A 21,073-nucleotide genomic window follows, 5' to 3' on the forward strand; every position below is an offset into this window, starting at 1 on the left:
CCCCAGCGCTCGGCCGGGCGACCGTCCTCCGGCGTGAAAGGCCTCTGTTCCAAGTCCGTTGCGCGGTGTCGAATCCCCACCCGGGGCTTCGGGCCCCCGCCCTGCTCGAAGACTGGCTGCGCGAGCGGTACTTCACCACCACCTACGACATCAGCAGCAGCGGTGTCGAGAACTACACCGTCGACCAGGTCCTCGCCCTGGCCGGCACCAGCGCCGCCTCCCTCGGCGACATCATGTTCCGCGACAGCCACTCCCTCGGCGGCGAGCCGCTGCGCGCCGCCCTCGCCGAGCGGCACGGCACCGACCCCGGTTCGATCATCGCCACCCAGGGCTCCAGCGAGGCGATCTACCTGGTCATGCAGGCCCTGCTGAAGCCCGGCGACGAGGTCGTGGTGCAGACGCCCGCCTACCACGCGCTGGTCGAGGTGGCCGCCTCGCTCGGCTGCCGGATCGTCCCCTGGGCGATGCGCACCGAGCACGGCGTGGTCACCAACGAGGACGAGCTGCTGGCGCTGGTCGGCCCGGACACCGCGATGGTCGTGGTCAACTTCCCGCACAACCCGACCGGCGCCACGGTGACCGCCGACCAGCAGGCCGCCATCGTCGACACCTGCGCCCGGTACGGCACCTGGCTCGCCTGGGACAACGCCTTCCAGCACCTGGTCTACGACCGCGAGCCGCTCCCCGACCCGGCCCCCGGCTACCCCCGGGCGATCTCCTTCGGCACCCTGTCCAAGGCGTACGGCCTGCCGGGCCTGCGGGTCGGCTGGGCGCTGGCCGCGCCCGAGGTGCTGGCCGGCTGCGTGCGCCGCCGCGACTACACCAGCCTCGCGCTGTCCCCGCTGGTCGAGGCGGTGGCCACGCACGCCGTCCGGCACGCCGACGAACTGCTGCGCCCCCGGCTCGCCCAGGCCACCGCCAACCGGAAGCTGCTGGCCGACTGGCTGGCCGAGCACCGCGAGCGGGTGACCGCCGACCTGCCGGCCGGCGGCGTCACCGCCTTCCCCGAGCTGACCACCGTCGCGGACGTGACCGAGTTCGCCGACCGGCTCGACCGCGACCACGGCGTGCTGGTCGTGCCCGGCGCCTGCTTCGGCGCCCCGCGGCACATCCGGCTCGGCTTCGGCGGCGCCTCCGAGGAGCTGACCGCCGGCCTCGACCGGCTGGCCGCGCTGCTGCCCGAGGCCCGCTGACGGCCCGTCCGGGCCCTCCCCGCCGTTCTCCCTCCCGTCCGGGCTCCACCGAGCCCTCCGCACCACCGACCACCCGAGGTGACACCCGATGCACGCCCTCACGCTCGACCCCGCCGACGCCGACGAGGTCGCCGTCCTGCTCGACGAACTGGCCGCCCGGCACGGCAGCGTGGAGGACCAGACCCTCCAGGACGACCTGACCGTCCAGTCCCACCGGCTGCCCCTGGCCCTGCGCCGCTTCCTGACGGACTTCCGGCTGCACGAGCCGAGCGGCGTCTGCGTGATCTCCGGCTACCGCGTCGACCAGGAGCGGATCGGCGCCACCCCCGCCCACTGGCAGGACCGCACCGGGACCTCCCCGGCCCTGCGCGAGGAGATCTTCCTGCTGCTGTGCGCGGCCCTGCTCGGCGAACCGGTCGCCTGGGCCACCCAGCAGGACGGCTACCTGGTGCACGACGTCCTGCCGGTGCGGGGCCACGAGGAGGAGCAGATCGGCACCGGCAGCAACCAGACCATCTTCTGGCACGTCGAGGACGCCTTCCACCCCTACCGGGGCGACTACGTGGGCCTGCTGTGCCTGCGCAACCCGGACCGCGTGCCGACCACCTTCGTCGGCGTCCAGGACCTCGACATCTCGGCCGCCGACCGCCGGGTGCTCTCCGAGCCGCGGTTCTACATGCTGCCGGACAACTCGCACCTCCAGATGCTCGACAGCGGCCCCGGCCGGGCCCTCGCCGGCGGCGCGGAACTGCTCGACCAGGCGTACGAACGGCTGAAGACCATGCGCGACGCCGCCGCGCCCGTCCCGGTGCTGTTCGGCTCGCCCGGCGACCCCTACCTCTGCCTGGACCCGTACTTCATGGACCTGGACCGGCTGGACCCGGAGGCCCGGGCCGCGCTCCAGCGCCTCTCCGACGACATCGACCGCCGGCTCGGCGGCGCCGCCCTCGCCCCCGGCGAGATCGTCTTCGTCGACAACTACCGGGCGGTGCACGGCCGCAACTCCTTCGCCGCGCGCTTCGACGGCACCGACCGCTGGCTCAAGCGGGTCAACGTCGCCCGCGACCTGCGCAAGTCCCGCGACTCCCGGGCCACCGCCGGCTCCCGCGTCCTGTTCTGAGCGCCTGCTGAGCGCCGACCGCCGGCCCCGCCCGCCGCCATCCCGACTCCGCCTTCCGTCCAGCGCCTTCGGGCCCGCCTGACCTTCTCCGGGGAGAGCACCGTGAGCACCACCCAGTCCGCCGCCGCCGCGCCGTCGAACGGCACCGCCGCCGAGGCCACCACCGCCACCGACACCGCCCGCCGGATCGCCGAGCTGTCCCCCGAGCAGCGGGCCCGTCTGGAGGCCCGGCTGCGCGAGCGGCTGGCCCGGCGCCCGGCCGCCGCCACCGGCATCCCGCGCCGCACCCCGGGCGTCCCGGTGCCGCTCTCCTTCACCCAGGAGCAGATCTGGCTGGCCCAGCAGCTCGCCCCCGAGTCGGCGGCGTACAACGTGCCGATGGCGGTCGCCTGCACCGGCCCGCTGGACGCCGAGCGGCTGGCCGGGGCGTTCCGCACGGTGATCTCCCGGCACGAGGTGCTGCGCACCGTCTTCACCGCCGGACCGGACGGCACGCCCGTCCAACTGGTGTGCGAGGATGCGCAGTTCACGCTGGCGGTGACCGACCTGCGCTCGGCGCCGGGCGGGGCCGAGGCGCTGGTCCGCGCGCGGCTGACCGAGGAGGCCCACACCCCGTTCGACCTGGCGTCCGGGCCGCTGTTGCGGGCCGCGCTGCTGCGCACCGGCGAACAGGAGCACGTCCTGTTGCTGACGGTTCATCACATCGCCGTCGACGCCTGGTCGGTGAACGTCCTGCTGGCCGAGGTCGCGGCGGCCTACCGGCTCGCGGACGGGCCTGCCGGCACCGAACTTCCCCCGCTGCCGGTACAGTACGGCGACTTCGCCGCCTGGCAGCGCGGCCGGCTCGACGGCGCCGCCTACCAGGAGAGCCTGGACCACTGGCAGCGGCGGCTCTCCGGCGTGACCGACACTCCCCCGGCCGCCACCGTCACCGGCCGCGCCGGCGGCGGCGCGGGCGCGGGATCGCACAGCCTGGAACTGCCCGCCGACGTGACGGCCGGCCTGCGGGCCCTGGCGGCGCGGCACCGCACCACGCTCTTCACCGTGGCCCTGGCCGCGCTCCAGACCCTGCTGCACCGCTACGGCAGCGGCCCCGATCCGCTGATCGCCACCCCGGTCGGCGGCCGCGAGCGCACCGAACTCGAGGGCCTGGTCGGCTGCTTCGTCAACACCCTGCTGCTGCGCGGCGACACCTCCGGCGAGCCCACCTTCGCCGAACTGCTGGACCGCACCGCCGAGGCGACCCGGCAGGACCTCCGGCACCAGGAGGTGCCCTTCGACCAGCTGGCCGCCCGCCTGCGGGCCGGCTCCCCGGACGGGCTGGCGCGCACCATGCTGGTGCTCGACCAGGCCACCGCCGCGGACTCCCCCGGCACCCCCGAGGGCTCCGACCCGCTGACCCTGCGCCCGCTGGACGGAGCCGGCCCGGCCGACGCCAAGCGAGACCTCACCTTCACCGTCTCGGAGACCGGCAACACCCTCGCGCTGACCCTCGTCCACCGCACCGACCGCTACGAGGAGCGCTCCGCCGGGCGCCTGCTCGCCCACTACGCCACCCTGCTGCGCGAGGCCTGCACCGACCCGGACCGCCCGATCGGCCGGCTGCCGCTGCTCACCGCCGCCGAGCGCGAGCAGGTGCTCGACACCTGGAACGCCACCGCCCTGGACGTGCCGGCCGGCACCTTCCACGGCCGCTTCGCCGAGCAGGCCGCCCGCACCCCGCGGGCCGTCGCCGTGATCGGCGCCGACGGCTCCCCCACCTACGCCGAACTGGACCGGCAGGCCAACCGGCTGGCCCACCACCTGCGCGCACGCGGCGTCGCCGGCGAGACCCCCGTCGGCATCTGCCTGGAGCGCGGCACCTGGACGGTCGTGGCGCTGCTGGCCGCGCTCAAGGCCGGCGGGTGCTACGTCCCGATCGACCCGGCCCAGCCCCGGGAGCGGATGGCGATGATGCTCGCCGACACCGCCGCGCCCCTGGTGATCACCCGCGCCGCCACGGCCGGTCTGCTGCCGGACGGCGTGCGGGCGGTCGTGGTGGAGGAGCTGGACCTCGACGCCCTGCCCGACACCGCCCCCGAGGTGGCCGTCGACCCGGGCCAGGCCGCCTACGTGCTGTTCACCTCCGGCTCCACCGGTCGCCCCAAGGGCGTCGTGGTCGAGCACCGCCAGGTGCTCAACTACCGCACCGCCGTGGTGTCCGCGCTGGGCCTGGCGGCGGAGGCCGGCTACGCGATGGTGCAGCCGTTCACCTTCGACTCCTGCGTCACGGTGCTCTCCGCCGCCCTGCTCGGCGGCGGCACCCTGCACATGGTGGACTCCGACACCGCCTCGGACGGGCGCCTGCTGGCGGCCTACTTCGCCGAGCACGCGATCGACTACCTGAAGATCAGCCCCTCCCACCTGTCCGCGCTGGAAGGGCCGGGCGGCGAGCACCGGGTGCTGCCCCGCCGCGGCCTGATCCTCGGCGGCGAGGGCTCCACCACCACCTTCGTGCGCGACCTGCTGGGCCGGGCCGGGTGCGAGGTCCTCAACCACTACGGCCCCACCGAGACCACCGTCGGCGTCACCACCCACCGCCCGCGGGCCGGCGAACTCACCACCACCTCGACCGTGCCGATCGGCCGACCGCTCGGCAACGTCCGGGCGTACGTGCTGGACGACCGCGGCGAGCCCGTCCCGGTCGGGGTGCCGGGCGAACTGCTCATCGGCGGCGCCCAGGTGACCCGCGGCTACCTGGGCCGCCCCGGCCTGACCGCCGAACGCTTCGTCCCCGACCCGTACGGCGAGCCCGGAGCCCGGCTCTACCGCACCGGCGACCTCACCCGCCGACTGCCGGACGGGGCGATCGAGTTCCTCGGCCGGATGGACGACCAGGTGAAGATCCGCGGCTTCCGGATCGAACTCGGCGAGGTCGAGGCGGCGTTGGCCGCGCTGGAGCCAGTGGCGGCGGCCGCCGCGGTGGTCCGCGAGGACCGGCCGGGCGACCGCCAGCTGGTCGGCTACCTCGTGCCAGCCCCCGGCGCCGAGCTCGAACCGGCCGCCCTGCGCGAGGAGTTGGCCAAGGCCCTGCCCGGCTACATGGTGCCGTCCGCGCTGGTGGAACTCGACGCGCTACCGCTGACCGCCCACAACAAGCTCGACCGCCGGGCGCTGCCGGCCCCGCCCCGCCGGGAGTCCGCCCCCGGCCGGACCGCGCGCGACGAGCGGGAGGCCGCGCTCTGCCGGATCTTCGCCGAGGTGCTGGGCGCCGACCGCGAACCGGGCATCGACGAGAGCTTCTTCGACCTCGGCGGCCACTCCCTGCTGGCGATGCGCCTGGTCTCGGCCGTCCGCACCGGCCTGGACGTGGAACTGGGCGTGCGCGACCTCTTCGAGGCGCCCACCGTCGCCGCCCTCGCCGAGCGGCTGGAGCAGGCCCGGCCGGCCGTCGCGCTGCCGCCGCTGGCCCGGACCGAGCGCCCCGAGGTGCTGCCGCTCTCCTTCGCCCAGCGCCGGCTCTGGTTCCTGAACCGGATGGAACGCGGCACGAGCGCGTACGCGATGCCGGTGGTGCTGCGGCTGACCGAGGAGGTCGACACCGCCGCGCTGCGGGCCGCGCTGGACGACGTGGTGGAACGCCACGAGACCCTGCGCACCCTCTTCCCCGAGACCGACGGCGAGCCCCGCCAGTCCATCCGCCCCGCCGCCCCGGGCCTGGTGCCCCTCCAGCACCTCGACGTCCGGGACGAGGCGGAGGCCCGCGGCCGCGTCACCGCCCTCGCCTCCACGCCCTTCGACCTGACCACCGAACTCCCGCTGCGCGCCGCCCTGTTCACCCTCGCCCCCGACCAGCACCTGCTCGCCCTCGTCCTGCACCACATCGCCGGCGACGGCTGGTCCATGCGACCCCTCACCCACGACCTCACCACCGCCTACCACGCCCACACCCACCACCACACCCCCGACTGGCCCGAACTCCCCATCCAGTACGCCGACTACACCCTCTGGCAACACCACCACCTCGGCACCCCCGACACCCCCCACACCCCCCTCCACACCCAACTCACCCACTGGACCCACCACCTCACCGACCTCCCCGAAGAAATCCCCCTCCCCACCGACCACCCCCGACCCACCAACCCCACCCACCAAGCCCGCACCCACACCACCCACACCGACCCCACCACCCACCACAAACTCACCACCCACGCCCACACCCACCACGCCACCCTCTTCCACACCCTCCACGCCGCCCTCGCCACCCTCCTCACCCGCAACGGCGCCGGCACCGACCTCCCCATCGGCACCCCCACCGCCGGCCGCACCCACCCCCACCTCGACCACCTCATCGGCTTCTTCATCAACACCCTCGTCCTGCGCACCGACACCACCAACAACCCCACCCACACCCAACTCCTCCACCACACCCGCGACCTCAACCTCACCGCCCTCACCCACCAGGACCTCCCCTTCGAACTCCTCGTCGAACACCTCAACCCCACCCGCACCCCCCACCGCCACCCCCTCTTCCAAACCATCCTCACCCTCAACAACACCGCACCCGGCACCGAGGGTTGGGCATCGGAGCCGCTGCCGCAGGAGCAGGACGACACCCTCCGCACGGCCAAGTTCGACCTGTCCTTCACGGTGATCGAGCACCACACCGAGGACAACGCCCCGAACGGCCTCACTCTGACCATCGAATACTCCGCCGACCTCTTCGAGCCCGCCACCGTCCAGCGGCTCGCCGAGCAGTTCCAGCGCATCCTGCGCAGCGCCGCCGACCACCCCGACACCCCCATCCACGACATCGACCTGCTCGGCGAGCACGAGCGCCGAGCCCTGTTCACCGACTGGAACGGCCCGACCCGCGAACTCCCCGGCCGGACGCTGCCGGAGCTGTTCGCCGCCCAGGCCGCCCGCACCCCCGACGCCACCGCCGTCGTCAGCGGCACCGACACCCTCAGCTACGCCCGGCTCGACACCGCCACCGACCGCCTCGCCCGGCACCTGATCGCCCTCGGCGCGGGCGCGGAGAGCCGGATCGCCGTCCTCCAGCAGCGCTCGGCGTCGCTGGTGGTCAGCACGCTGGCCGTGGTGCGGGCGGGCGGCGCGTACGTGCCGCTCGCCGAGAACTGGCCCGCCGAGCGGATGGACCTCGTGCTGGCCGACACCGGCGCCGAGCTGCTCCTGGTCGACGCGGCCACCCGCGACCTGCCGTTCGTCCGGGCCCGGGCCGCTGCCGGCCTGCCGGTGGTGGACGTCTCGGCCCCGCTGCCGGACACCCCCGCCCGCGCCCTCCCGGCCGTCCGGCCGGAGCAGCTCGCCTACGTGATGTACACCTCCGGATCCACCGGCACGCCCAAGGGCATCGCCGTCACCCACGCGGACGTCGCCGCCCTCGCCACCGACCGCTGGTGGCAGCGGGACGGCCACCACCAGCGGGTGCTGTTCCACTCCCCGCACGCCTTCGACGCGGCCACCTACGAGCTGTGGGTGCCGCTGCTGAGCGGCGGCCAGGTGGTGGTGGCGCCGCCCGGCGACCTGGACGCCGAGCGGATCGGGCGCCTGATCGCCGACCACCGGGTGACCGCGCTCTGGCTGACCGCCGGCCTGTTCCGGCTGCTCGCCGAGGACGCGCCGCAGAGCCTGGCCGGTGTGCGCGAGGTCCTGACCGGCGGCGACGTCGTCCCGGCGGCCGCCGTGCGCCGGGTGCTCGACGCCCACCCGGGGCTGCGGGTCGTCGACGGCTACGGCCCGACCGAGACCACCGTGTTCGCCACCCGGCACCCGATGGCCGCCGGGGACGACCTCGGCACCACGGTGCCGATCGGCCGCCCGCTGGACAACATGCGGGTCCAGGTGCTGGACGCCGGGCTGCGGCAGCTGCCGATCGGCGTGCCGGGCGAGCTGTTCATCGCCGGCGCCGGCCTGGCCCGCGGCTACCTGGGCCGCCCCGGCGCCACCGCCGAGCGCTTCCTGCCCGACCCGTACGGCGAGCCCGGCGCCCGGATGTACCGCACCGGGGACCTCGGCCGCTGGCGGCACGACGCGCGGGGCGAGGGCCGGCTGGAGTTCCTCGGCCGCACCGACGACCAGATCAAGCTGCGTGGCTTCCGCATCGAGCCCGCCGAGATCGAGGCCCACTTCACCGCGCGTACGGACATCGCCCAGGCCGCCGTGCTGCTGCGCGAGGACCGCCCCGGCGACCAGCGACTCGTCGCCTACCTCGTCCCGTCCGCCGACGCCGCCGCACCGGACCCGGCCGAGCTCCGGGCCACGGCCGCCACCCGGCTGCCCGCCTACCTGGTGCCCTCCGCCGTCGTCCTGCTCGACACCCTCCCGCTCACCCCCAACGGCAAGCTCGACCGCCGCGCCCTGCCGGCCCCGCCTCGCCAGGAGTCCCCCGCCACCCGGGCCCCGCGCACCGCACGCGAGCAGCGGCTCTGCGAGGTCTTCGCCGCCGTCCTCGGCGCGGAGACGGTCGGCATCGACGACAACTTCTTCGACCTCGGCGGCCACTCCCTGCTGGCGATGCGCCTGGTCTCGGCCGTCCGCACCGAACTGGACGCCGAGATCGACGTCCGCGACCTCTTCGAGGCGCCCACCGTCGCCGCCCTCGCCGAGCGGCTGGAGCAGGCCCGGCCCGCCGCCGCGCTGCCGCCGCTGGTCCGGGCGGAGCGCCCCGAGCGGATCCCGCTCTCACGGGCCCAGGCCAGGCTCTGGTTCCTGAACCGGATGGACGAGACCGAGCGCGCCTCCTACAACATCCCGGTGGTGCTGCCGCTGCCCGGCGCGGTGGACGCGACCGCCCTCCAGGCCGCGCTGGACGACGTGGTGGAACGCCACGAGACCCTGCGCACCCTCTTCCCCGAGACCGACGGCGAACCCCGCCAGTCCATCCGCCCCGCCGCCCCGGGCCTCGTCCCGCTCACCACCGTCACCACCGACGAGCCCGACGCCCGCGCCCGGATCGCCGAACTCACCGCCCAGCCCTTCGACCTGACCACCGAACTCCCCCTGCGCGCCGCCCTGTTCACCCTCGCCCCCGACCAGCACCTGCTCGCCCTCGTCCTGCACCACATCGCCGGCGACGGCTGGTCCATGCGACCCCTCACCCACGACCTCACCACCGCCTACCACGCCCACACCCACCACCACACCCCCGACTGGCCCGAACTCCCCATCCAGTACGCCGACTACACCCTCTGGCAACACCACCACCTCGGCACCCCCGACACCCCCCACACCCCCCTCCACACCCAACTCACCCACTGGACCCACCACCTCACCGACCTCCCCGAAGAAATCCCCCTCCCCACCGACCACCCCCGACCCACCAACCCCACCCACCAAGCCCGCACCCACACCACCCACACCGACCCCACCACCCACCACAAACTCACCACCCACGCCCACACCCACCACGCCACCCTCTTCCACACCCTCCACGCCGCCCTCGCCACCCTCCTCACCCGCAACGGCGCCGGCACCGACCTCCCCATCGGCACCCCCACCGCCGGCCGCACCCACCCCCACCTCGACCACCTCATCGGCTTCTTCATCAACACCCTCGTCCTGCGCACCGACACCACCAACAACCCCACCCACACCCAACTCCTCCACCACACCCGCGACCTCAACCTCACCGCCCTCACCCACCAGGACCTCCCCTTCGAACTCCTCGTCGAACACCTCAACCCCACCCGCACCCCCCACCGCCACCCCCTCTTCCAAACCATCCTCACCCTCAACAACACCGCACCCGGCACCGAGGGTTGGGCATCGGAGCCGCTGCCGCAGGAGCAGGACGACACCCTCCGCACGGCCAAGTTCGACCTGTCCTTCACGGTGATCGAGCACCACACCGAGGACAACGCCCCGAACGGCCTCACTCTGACCATCGAATACGCCACCGACCTCTTCGAGCCCGCCACCATCCAGCGGCTCGCCGAGCAGTTCCAGCGCATCCTGCGCAGCGCCGCCGACCACCCCGACACCCCCATCCACGACATCGACCTGTTCGGCGAGCACGAGCGCCGAGCCCTGTTCACCGACTGGAACGGCCCGACCCGCGAACTCCCCGGCCGGACGCTGCCGGAGCTGTTCGCCGCCCAGGCCGCCCGCACCCCCGACGCCACCGCCGTCGTCAGCGGCACCGACACCCTCAGCTACGCCCGGCTCGACACCGCCGCCAACCGCCTCGCCCGCCACCTCGTGGCCCAGGGGGCCGGCCCCGAACGGCTCGTCGCACTGGCCGTGCCCCGCTCGGTGGAGACCCTGGTGGCCGTGCTCGCGGTACTCAAGTCCGGCGCGGCGTACCTCCCGATCGACCTCACCCACCCGGGCGAGCGGATCGCCTACACCCTCGACGACGCCCAGCCGCTGTGCGTGCTCACCACCACCGAGGCCGCCGGCCTGCTGCCCGCCACCGAGCACCCCCGCCTGCTGCTCGACGCCCCGGACACGACCGCCGCCCTCGCCGCCCTCCCCGCGCACGACCTCACCGACGCCGACCGCTCGGCGCCCCTGTCACTGCGCAACCCCGCCTACGTGATCTACACCTCCGGCTCCACCGGGCGCCCCAAGGGCGTGGTGGTCGAGCACCACTCGCTGGACGCCTACCTGGCGTGGGCCCGCGACGCCTACGGCAGCGTGTCCGGCCGGGCCCTGGTCCACTCCCCGGTCTCCTTCGACCTCACCGTCACCGGCCTGTTCGCCCCGCTCACCAGCGGCGGCACCGTCCAGCTGATCGAACTGGACGACGAGGCCCCCACGGCACGGGAGTTCGAGCGCCCGACCTTCGTCAAGGCCACCCCGAGCCACCTCGCCCTGCTCACCGCGCTGCCCGAACGCTTCTCGCCCAGCGAGCAGTTGGTCCTCGGCGGCGAGTCGCTGATGGGCGAGGTGCTGGACGAGTGGCGCCGACGGCACCCGGGCGCCACCGTGATCAACGAGTACGGCCCGACGGAGACCACCGTCGGCTGCACCGAGTTCCGCATCGAGCCCGGCGACACCGCCCCCTCCGGCGTGATCACCATCGGCCGCCCGGTCTGGAACACCCGGATGTACGTCCTGGACGAGGCGTTCCGCGCCCTGCCGATCGGCGTCGGCGGCGAACTGTACATCGCCGGCGACCTGGTGACCCGCGGCTACCTCGGCCGCCCCGGCCTGACCGCCGAGCGCTTCCTGCCCGACCCGTACGGCGAGCCCGGCACCCGGATGTACCGCACCGGGGACCTCGGCCGCTGGCGGCACGACGCGCGGGGCGAGGGCCGACTGGAGTTCCTCGGCCGCACCGACGACCAGATCAAGCTGCGCGGCTTCCGCATCGAACCCGCCGAAATCGAGGCCCACTTCACCGCGCGCACGGACATCGCCCAGGCCGCCGTGCTGCTGCGCGAGGACAACCCCGGCGACCAGCGACTCGTCGCCTACCTCGTCCCGTCCGCCGACACCCCCGCGCCGGACCCGGCCGAACTCCGGTCCACCGCCGCGGCCGGACTGCCCGCCTACCAGGTGCCCTCCGCCGTCGTGCTCCTCGACACCCTCCCGCTCACCCCCAACGGCAAGCTCGACCGCCGCGCCCTGCCCGCACCGAACCCCGCCGCCGCCGGAACGGTCGGCCGCGGCCCCCGCACGCCCCACGAAGAGCTCCTCTGCGACCTCTTCGCCGCCACCCTCAACACCCCGGCCGTCGGCATCGACGACAACTTCTTCGACCTCGGCGGCCACTCCCTGCTCGCCGCCCGGCTCACCGCCCGGATCCACGACGAACTCGGCGTCCGGATCGGCCTGCGAGCCCTCTTCGAGACCCCGACCGTGGCCCGGCTCGCCGAACGGCTCACCGCCGAGGGCGGCGCCGAATCCGGCGACGGGCTCGGCCGGCTGCTGCCGCTGCGCACGGGCGGCAGCCGCCCGCCGCTGTTCGCCGTCCACCCCGGCGGGGGCCTCGGCTGGTGCTACTCCGGCCTGGTCCGCCACCTGGACCGCGACCGGCCGCTGTACGCGCTGCAGGCCCGCGGCCTGGACGGGGACACCGAACTGCCGGGCAACGTCCCCGAGATGGCCGCCGAATACCTGGGGCTGATCCGCGAGGTGCAGCCGAGCGGCCCGTACCACCTGCTCGGCTGGTCCTTCGGCGGCACGGTCGCCCACGAGCTGGCCCGCCTCCTCCAGGAGGACGGCGAGAGCGTCGCGCTCCTCGCCATGCTCGACTCGCACCCCACCGGCCGCCACCGGCACGCCGGCCGGCCCAGCGACGCCGAGATCCTCTCGCTGGCCCTGGACGGCCTCGACCTCGACGAGCTGGGCGTCCCCGCCGCGGCCACTCCGACTGCCCCGGCTTCGACGGACTCCCCGGCGGCCGGCACCGGAGCCCTCGGCACCGGGACCCTCGGGGCCGGACTCCCCGGGGCCGCGACGGTCCTGGAACTCCTGCGGGAACGCGGCAGCGTGCTCGGCGGACTCGACGAGGCCGCACTCGGCCGGCTGGTGCGGGTCACCGCCAACAACCTCGCCCTGGCCCAGGGCGAGCAGCCCGGCCGCTACCGGGGCCCGGTGCTGTTCTTCGAGGCGCTGCCCGGCCGGGGCGCCGACGGTACACCGCTGACCGAGCACTGGGCCGAGCACGTGGACGGCCCGATCGAGAACCACCCGCTGGACATCCCGCACAGCCGCTTCACCACGCCGGAGGCCTTGGACGTGATCGGCCCGATCCTCGCCGCCCATCTGCGCTGACCCGGCCGAGCGGTGGTGGTGCGGCCGACCCCGGCCGCACCGCCTCGCCCATCGCCGCCTCGCCCGCACCGCCTCACCCATCGTCGCCACCTCGCCCATCGCCACCTCGCCCATCGCCACCTCGCACCGGAGCCCCGCCATGCCCCTGCCCGCCGCCACACCCCCGCCGCCCCCTCCGGAGGTGCCGTGACCACCTTCCTGATCGTCTGGGCCGGACGGCTGGCCACCGCGCTCGGCTCCGGCATCTCCGGCTTCGCCCTCGGCCTGTGGATCTACCAACAGACCGGCTCCGTCACCCAGTTCGCCACCGGCCTGCTGCTCGGCTTCGCCCCCGGCATGCTGGCCGCCCCGGCCGCCGGCGTCCTGGTCGACCGCCACCGCCGCCGGACCGTCCTGCTCTGCGCGGACGCGGCGGCCATGCTCACCGCCGTGGCCCTGACCGCCGCCGAGCTGACCGGCCACCTGGCCGTCTGGCAGGTCTACGCGGCCACCGTCGTGGAGTCCTGCTGCGCCGCCTTCCAGTGGCCCGCGCTCGCCGCCGCCGTGACCGGCATGGTCCGGCCCGAGCAGCGCGGCCGGGCCGGCGCCATGACCCAGACCGCCCTGGCCGGCGCCCAGTTGCTCGGCCCGATGCTCGCCGCCGTCCTGCTGGGCGCGGGCGGACTGCGCGCCGTCCTGATCGTCGACGTCGTCTCGTTCGCGCTGGGGCTGCTCACCCTGCTGGTCGCCCGCTTCCCCGAACCGACCGGCCGCCGGGGCCGCCCACTGCGCCCGGACGACGGCCCGGACCACCCCGACCCGACCCGAAGCCCCGGCGGAGGAGGACAACGCCGAGGCTGGTGGGCCGAGTTGAGCGAAGGGCGGAAACTCCTCACCGGCCAGCCCGGACTGCGGCACCTGCTCCGCGTGGTCACCGTGCTCAACGGGGCCGAGGCCGCCGCCACCGCGCTGCTGCTGCCCCTCGTCCTGGCCGGCGTCCCGGCCGCCGACCAGAACGCCGCCGTCGCCATGGTCAGCACCTCCGGAGGCCTCGGCCTGGCCGTCGGCAGCGTCGCCATGTCGATCTGGTCCGGCCCGCGCCGGCCGCTCGCCTGGGTCACCTCGGCCACCGTCCTCAGCGGCGCCGCCGTCCTGGTCGCGGGCCTCCACCCGCGGCCCGGCGTCCTGGCGGCGGCGGCCTTCACCTTCTTCCTCGGCCTGCCGGTGGTGACCAGCTGCGCCCAGGTGCTCTGGCAGGCGGCGGTCGCCGCCGAGGCCCAGGGGCGGGTCTTCGCACTGCGCCGGATGTTCACCCAGGGCGGCACCCTGCTCGGCTACCTGCTGGCCGGACCGCTCGCCTCGCAGGTCTGCGAGCCGCTGGTGGCCCCCGACGGGCCGCTCGGCTCCACCCTCGGCCGCCTCCTCGGCACCGCCCGGGACCGCGGCAGCGCCCTGCTGCTCTGCTGCACCGGCCTGCTCCTCGCCGTCACCGGACTGGCCGGGCGCCGTCACACCGTCGAGGTACCCCCGCCCCCGGAACCGGTCGAGTGCGATAGAACCGTTCTGACCGGGATTCCCTCCAACTCCACTGATTCGGAGCCGATGTGATCGTTCGTCCCACTCTCCCGTCCGAGCTCGACCGGGTCCTCCCGCTGATCGTCCCCGACCAGGCCACCCGGCTGACGGCCGACGACTACCGCACCCGGCTCGCCGACGGCGAGTACCGCCCCGCCTGGACCTGGGTCGCCGAGGACGCCCCCGACGGAACGCCGCTCGCACTCGCCGTCTGGTGGGGCGACCCCGACGACGAGCTGCCCGGCGCCCTCGACGGCGTGTTCGTCCACCCCTCGGTGGGGTCGGACGCCGACCGCACCGACCTGGCCGCCGAGCTGCTCACCGCCGCCCACGCGGCCTACGCCGAGGCCGGCGCGGACGCCGCCCCCGAGTACCACCTCTTCCTCCCCGGCGACTGGCGCGACCACCCCGAGACCGTCGCGGCCGTCGCCTGGCGCCAGGAGGCGGCACGGCGGGCCGGCCTCCCGGCCGACCTGGAGCGCCTGCGCTACGAGTGGACGCCCGCGGACGGCCTCCCGGAGGCCTCCGACCGCCTCCTCCTCCAGCCCGAGCCCGACGACGAGGTCTTCGTCGACCTGTTCCGCCGGGTCCTGACCGGCACCCTGGACACCGACTCCCGCAAGGAGGCCGAGCGCCTCGGCGCCGACGCCCAGGCCCGTTCCGACGTCGCCTTCTACCGCGACACCATGCTCGGCGACCGCTCCTGGTGGCGCGTCGCCCGCACCCCCGACGGCACCCCGGTCGGCTTCGGCATCCCCTCGCGCAACCACACCTTCCCCGTCGTCGGCTACCTCGGGGTCCTCCCGGAGCACCGCGGCCACGGCTACGCCGACGACATCCTCGCCGGGATCACCCGGATCCTCGCCGAGGAGACCGCCCCCGAACGCGTTCGCGCCGACACCGACCTGACCAACACCCCCATGGCCGCCGCCTTCACCCGCCTCGGCTACCGCAACGACTCCCGCCGCCTGGTCCTCTCCCCCCACTGACCCCACCCCGCCCGCACCAAGGCCGGGCACCACCGAACCCCACCCGGCGGCGCCCGGCCTCGGCCGCGGCCTCGGCCTTCCGTACGAGGCCCTGGGGGTGCGCATCTGCGTCACGAAGCGGCGTGGACGAGGCCGAAGCGCCGGCTGAACAGCCCCTCGGCCCGTCGAGCACCCTGTCATGTCATCCGTGGCGGTGTTCTGCCAGATCATCGAGGAGGAGGTCGGCGACCACCTCCTCGACCACCGCGATGCGCAGTTCGGCCATGGAGTCGACGAGCTCCTGGTCCCACGGGGCGGGCGTGAGGCGGCCCGGGTCAGGGCCCGAGGGGACCCGTAGCGCGGCGGACCGGTAGTCGTCGGCCGACATCCGCCAGGGCACGGCCCCGGTCTTGGCGAGAACATGGGCAGCTATCCGGATCCCCTCCCCGTCGAGGTCGCCGTGGTAGTACAGGACTGCGCCGCCCTCAGCAAGTCGGCGCAGCAGGTGGATCACGGCGGTGTTGGGCCAGCCGGACGTACAGACCAGCGGCGGGCATCGGTGACCGAACCGCCGTAGGGCCAGGGCGAGCACACTGGGGTTCTCAGTGATGTGCACCGGTCCGGCGGGACCGGTGAATTCGCCCGGTGAGCGCAGTTGGGCGAGGGTCAGGCTGACCGGGTGCCCGGCTCCGGCACAGGTCCGGGAGACCTTGGCGACCGGCCCTTCTCCTCCGGGGCGCAGCCCGACGGCGAGCACGGTGGCGGACAGCTCGTCGTCGGCCACGCCGGCACGGCTCCAGAGTGCGCGCCTCGCCTCGGCGGCGTCGGGCATGTCGGTGCCGTACAGGACCGACAGTGCGCGCAGGACCAGGGAGGACAGCCGGGTCCCGTCGTCGAGGGCATGGGAGTCGCCGTCGAGGAGACGGGCGGCGAGGACCGGCAGTGGCTCGCCATCGGCCGGGAGGGCTGCGAGGACGGCCAGCGCAGCGGCCGTCAGGCCCCGGGTCCGGTCGGGTGAGCCGTCGATGAGGCCGGTGGCCCGCAGGTGGCCGACCCATTCCAGCAGCGCAGGCTGGGCCGTGACAACCTCGTGGCCGGCCAACCACTCCCACAGGGCGTCGCGTTGGCCGGTCCTACGTTCGCGCTCGGCGGCCCGGTCGTGGATCGGACCGAGGATCAGGGCCGCCACCTCCCGGACGGGTCGGCCGCAGGCGTCCAGCACCGCACGGTCGAGTCCGGCGAGCGGGATCGTCGGCTCGACGCCGGGGAGCCGGTCGAGCCCGAGGAGATCGGCCAACGCTTCCCGACCGATGTCGTCGAGCGGGCCGCACCGCACCCGGCTGACAGGACGGCCGGACGAGAGGCGGTCGTGGACGGCCGACCAGAGGGGTCGGAGCTCGGGGAGATCGAGGGGGTGGCGGGCCGTCATGCCGGCTCTTCCGTCTCCGGTTCGTCGGGCAGCAGCTCGGTGCCCGTCCAGGTGAAGCGCGCACTGGTGACGGCGTCGTCACCGTCGCCTCCGGTGATCAGCTGGTGAACAGCGATGCCGGAGAGCTCTCTGTAGGTGCACCACTCGTGGTCGGAGGTGAGCAGCAGGTCGAGGTCGAGTGCCGCGAGGAGGCCGAAGACCTGCCCACGGTTGACGGTGTCAACGCCGACGAACACCTCGTCGAGCAGGATCAGCCGCGGGGACTCCGGCACCGCCTCGTAGTGGGCGGCCACGGCGGCGAACAGCGGCAGGTGGAGGGCGATGGCCTTCTCACCTCCCGAGAGCGCGCCGTGCAGCTTCTTGGTGAGCAGTTGCCACCCGGAGCCGTTGGCACGGTCCAGCTTGACGACGAACTGGTGCCAGGCCGTGTAGTCGAGGACCTCGGCGAGCTGCTCCTCCCAGGTCGCCGCCGTGTTGCGGGTCTTGGCCTCCTCGATGCGGCCCCGGAAGAAGGCGTGCAGGGCCTCGCGGTCGGCTTCGGTGATCCGCGTCGGATCCTTGAGCAGCAGCTCACGGGCCGTCCGGGTGCCCGCGGGCAGGTCGGGATGGATCTGCCACACCAGGCGGACGGCCACCCGTGAGGCAGTGCGGACCCGTTCGAGGTGGCCGTTCATCCGCTCGACGAGTTCACCGGCCTGGCGGATCCGGGAGGCGAGGTGGCGGCGGGTGTCGCCGGTGAGGGTCCGGTCGAAGAGGCTGCGTTCGGCGGCGGTGATGTCATCCTGGCTGCGGTCACGGTCGCCGGTGAGGATGGCAAGAAGGCCGGTCGCACCGACCCTGATGCCGTCGACGGTGGCGGTGAGGACGTGGATGTCCTCCTCGGCTTCGAGTTCGAGGTCGGCACGGCTGCTGAGGCTCTGGCGGGCTCGGTGGACGGCCTCGGAGAGACGGTTCAGGGAGTCGCCGAGGTTCCTGGTGCCGTGTGGCAGGTTGGGCCACGCGGCGGCGGCCTCTCGCGCCGCTTCGAGGGTGGCACGGGTGCCGTCCACGGCGGTGAGGACGAGGCCGAGGCCCGCGTCCTCGGGGAATCCGAGGACGCACAGGCGCCGGAAGCCGTGGGCGGCCGCGTTCCGTGCCGCCACGGCGTCGTCACGCCGGGCCGTGTCCTGCTCCACGGCGGCGCCCAGGGCACCGATCCGGCCTTCGAGGGCGAGGAGTGCCTGGGTCGCGGTGTCGATCTCACGGCGGATCCGGTCAAGCGCTTGCCGGGAGTCGCTGATCCGGTCCGCCACGTGGCGATAGTCCTCGCCGACTGCGCTCTCGACGGCCTGGAGCGCGGACCGGAGCCCGCGGGCGGCGACTTCGGCGTCCTCGGCCTCGTCCAGGCTCTCGGCTGCCGCGCCCCGGGACACCTCGGCGTGGCTGCGGGCGGTGTCCCAAGCCTGCTGGGCGGCCGTCCAGGCGAGGTGGGCGTCGAGCCACACGTCCGCCCGCTCGCGCAGCGCGTCGACTGCGGTGGCGGTCGCTTCCAGGGCGGCGCGTTCGGTCGGCAGGGCGTGCTCGGCCGAGGCGACGGCGAGTGCGCGCAGCGCGTCCGCGACCGCGTCCTCCTGTCGCGCCAGCCGTTCGACGGCTTCGCGTGCGGCGTCCTCGCGTGCGCCCACCTCGGACTCGGAGCGTTCCCAGACGCGCCTGGCCTGCTCCACCTCCCGGTGGTGCGGCCGGGATCGGAGGTCGGCGCCGAGACGCGTCCGGCGGTCGGCGAGGGCGCGCAGTTCCGTCTCGAATCCGGTCACGCCGATCTCGGCCTCGGCCAGTTCGGCGGTGAGTTCCGCGATCCTCCGCTGCCTGGCGCGTTCCCGGGCCGCGGCGCCGATGTGGCTCGACTCCTCCTTGGTCCAGGAACCGACCGCCGTCGCCAGCCGCCAGCTTCCGTCCGCCGCGACGGCGGCCGGGTGGCCCGCCGGGAGCGTGGGACCGTAGGCGATGCCGGCCAGCAGCCGCTGGACCCGGTCGGGCGGCACGGGGCCGTCGGGTTCCGGAACGAGGACATCGAGTAGCGAGGGCCCCGGCGTGGGGACGGCCGATGCCGGGTCGGCCAGCGTGTCGTGTCCGGCGACGACGAGGCCGCCGTCCGGGGTCATCCAGGCGTCGAGCAGACCGGCCGCTTCCAGGGCCGCTTCGACGCCTGCCTGGTCGCCGGGCGGTACGTCCGGACGGAAGGCCAGCAGCCGCCACAGCGGCGCCCCCGGCAGGACCGACCGGTCGGTTGTGCGGGTCCGCGGTGGAACCGGCGGGAGATCGGCCGTGGCCGCGGTGCGTTCCAGTTCCCCGACGACCGCGTCACGCCGGGCGCGGGCGTCGTCCCGGCCGGCGCGGGCGGTCGTCTCGTCGGCGGTGATGGAACTCTCCGCTGCCCTGGCGGCGGTTTCGACCAACGCGAGGACCTCGGTCTCGACGGCGGCGCGGGAGGCGAGTTCCTCGGCGTCGTCGATCGACAGCTCGGTGCAGTCGGCTGTCGCCCACCGGCGCAGCAGGTCGGCGTGGGCGTCCACAGCGGTCTGGTAGGCGTGGGCGTTCCCCTCACGCCGCGTGATCGAGTCGGCCAGGCGCTCGCGCGCCGTGTCGAGGTGTTGCTCCGCCGCCGTCCGGCCCGAAAGGGAACGCTCGTGGCGTTCGACCGCCGTGCGGACCTCGGCGATCTGACCGTGTCGTGAGACGACGGCGCCGCGCAGCAGACGGCGTGCCGTGCGCCCGTGCTCCGGGGTGTCGCCGGACGGGCCGGGCCCGACGTCGAGCAGCGCCTGCACCTCGGCACAGACGGACTCCATGGCCGCACGCCGCGCCGCACCGCGTGCCAGCTCCCGGGCGGCACGGGTGTGTTCGGCCCGTTGCTCGGAGCGCAGCCCCGCGTCGTCGGCACGCCCGGCGTCCTCGTCGGCCACCTGAGCCTTCCGGTCGGCGGCGGCGCGGGCGCGGGCGGCGGTCCGGGCCGCCTGGTCGGTCCGGCGACGGAGCTGGTCGAGTTCCTGTCCCTGCCGGTAGGCCTCGGAGTCGAGCAGGCCCTCGATGGCGCCCTCGATCTCCTGCCGCCGGTGTTCGAGCTCCGCCCGTACCGCTCTGTCCTCATCACGTCGGCGCACGGCTTCGGCGAGCTCGCCCTCGCTCTCCCTGGCGATGCGGGTGAGGTTGTCCATCTCGGTCGTCGCGGAGATGAGCGCCGCCGCCCCGGCGCGCAGGACGCGCTGGGCGTAGCCGCGCTGCTGATGCGCGACGGCAGTGGCCGCGGCCACCTCCTCGTCCAGGGTCTTCAGGTGTTCCCGCTGGCGGTCGAGGCGTTCGAAGCCCTCGGCCAGTTCGGCGATCTCGCCCTCGCCGAGCGGGGGCAGGGCCCGCGAGAGCAGGGAGGACAACAGCGAAGGGTCCAGGCGCTCGGAGAGTTTGGGGGTGCGGAGCTGGAGCAGTGCGGTGATCAGGGCGTCGTAGCGTTGCTCGCTCAGCCCCGGAAAGAGCGTGCCCCGGACGGCGTTGCGGTAGTCCGTGGGTGAACCGTGCAGCTCGCCCCGGTCTTGCAGGGTTTCGGCCAGAGCGGCGCGGGTGAGCGGCTGGCCCGCGTCGTTGACCAGGGAGAGGCCGCCGGGCCGGTCGACGCGCGCTCCGGTGGTGAAGTAGTCGACGGTGACACCGGTGGTGTGCACGCTGGCCTGGAGTCTGGCGCCGCAGGTGAAGTGGACGGGTTCGCCGTCACCGCGGACGAACTCCAGCCACACGTACCCGACCCGGGTCTTGCCCGATGTCCCCTCGCCCATCAGGTTCCAGTGCATGGTGCGTTCGGAACCGCCGAAGGTGGACAGCCGGTTGGGACGCAGGCTGGCGTCGAGCAGGAACGGCAGCAGCACTTCCAGCGCCTTCGACTTCCCGGTGCCGTTCTGTCCCCGCAGGAGCAGGCGGCCCTCGTGGAAGGTGAAGGTCTCGTCGTAGTAGCGCCAGACGTTGAGGATGCCGGCCCTCGAGGGCTGCCATCGTGCTGCCGCGGCCGCTGTCGGGAGCGCCGAGCGCTGCGGGAGCTGTGTCACGGTCATCGGAA

7 protein-coding genes are annotated in these 21,073 nt (G+C 74.4%); 5 read left to right on the forward strand and 2 right to left on the reverse strand.

The window, feature by feature from the left end:
• Positions 1-65 precede the first annotated feature (65 nt).
• The 5 genes from vioD (at position 66) to AB0E96_RS02425 (ending at position 15,578) form a co-directional block, all read left to right on the forward strand.
• Entirely contained in the window at positions 66-1,193 is a 1,128-nt protein-coding gene (gene vioD, locus AB0E96_RS02405) for a capreomycidine synthase (protein ID WP_359817521.1), read from the forward strand.
• 88 nt (positions 1,194-1,281) lie between these two features.
• Positions 1,282-2,313 carry a guanitoxin biosynthesis L-enduracididine beta-hydroxylase GntD gene (gene gntD, locus AB0E96_RS02410; RefSeq protein ID WP_359817523.1) on the forward strand — a complete coding sequence of 344 codons (1,032 nt, stop codon included), beginning with the start codon at positions 1,282-1,284 and terminating at the stop codon, positions 2,311-2,313.
• Between the two features lie 102 nt (positions 2,314-2,415).
• Complete coding sequence (locus AB0E96_RS02415) at positions 2,416-13,035, forward strand: amino acid adenylation domain-containing protein (RefSeq protein ID WP_359817525.1); 10,620 nt, start codon at positions 2,416-2,418, stop codon at positions 13,033-13,035.
• Positions 13,036-13,221: 186 nt separating this feature from the next.
• Complete coding sequence (locus tag AB0E96_RS02420; RefSeq protein ID WP_359817527.1) at positions 13,222-14,622, forward strand: MFS transporter; 1,401 nt, start codon at positions 13,222-13,224, stop codon at positions 14,620-14,622.
• Positions 14,619-15,578 carry a GNAT family N-acetyltransferase gene (locus AB0E96_RS02425; protein ID WP_359817529.1) on the forward strand — a complete coding sequence of 320 codons (960 nt, stop codon included), beginning with the start codon at positions 14,619-14,621 and terminating at the stop codon, positions 15,576-15,578. Before AB0E96_RS02420 ends, AB0E96_RS02425 begins: the two co-directional genes overlap by 4 nt.
• Before the next feature lie 181 nt (positions 15,579-15,759).
• Here AB0E96_RS02425 and AB0E96_RS02430 read toward each other — a convergent pair whose 3' ends face one another.
• Both AB0E96_RS02430 and AB0E96_RS02435 read right to left on the reverse strand, forming a co-directional pair.
• Positions 15,760-16,986: a TIGR02679 family protein gene (locus tag AB0E96_RS02430; protein WP_359817531.1), complete on the reverse strand. Its 1,227-nt coding sequence runs from the start codon at positions 16,984-16,986 to the stop codon at positions 15,760-15,762.
• Positions 16,983-21,068, reverse strand: coding sequence for a TIGR02680 family protein (locus AB0E96_RS02435; RefSeq protein ID WP_359817533.1), 4,086 nt, complete (start codon positions 21,066-21,068; stop codon positions 16,983-16,985). Before AB0E96_RS02435 ends, AB0E96_RS02430 begins: the two co-directional genes overlap by 4 nt.
• Positions 21,069-21,073: the final 5 nt, after the last annotated feature.

The sequence above is a fragment of the Kitasatospora sp. NPDC036755 genome (genome assembly GCF_040636595.1).
Lineage (GTDB): Bacteria > Actinomycetota > Actinomycetes > Streptomycetales > Streptomycetaceae > Kitasatospora.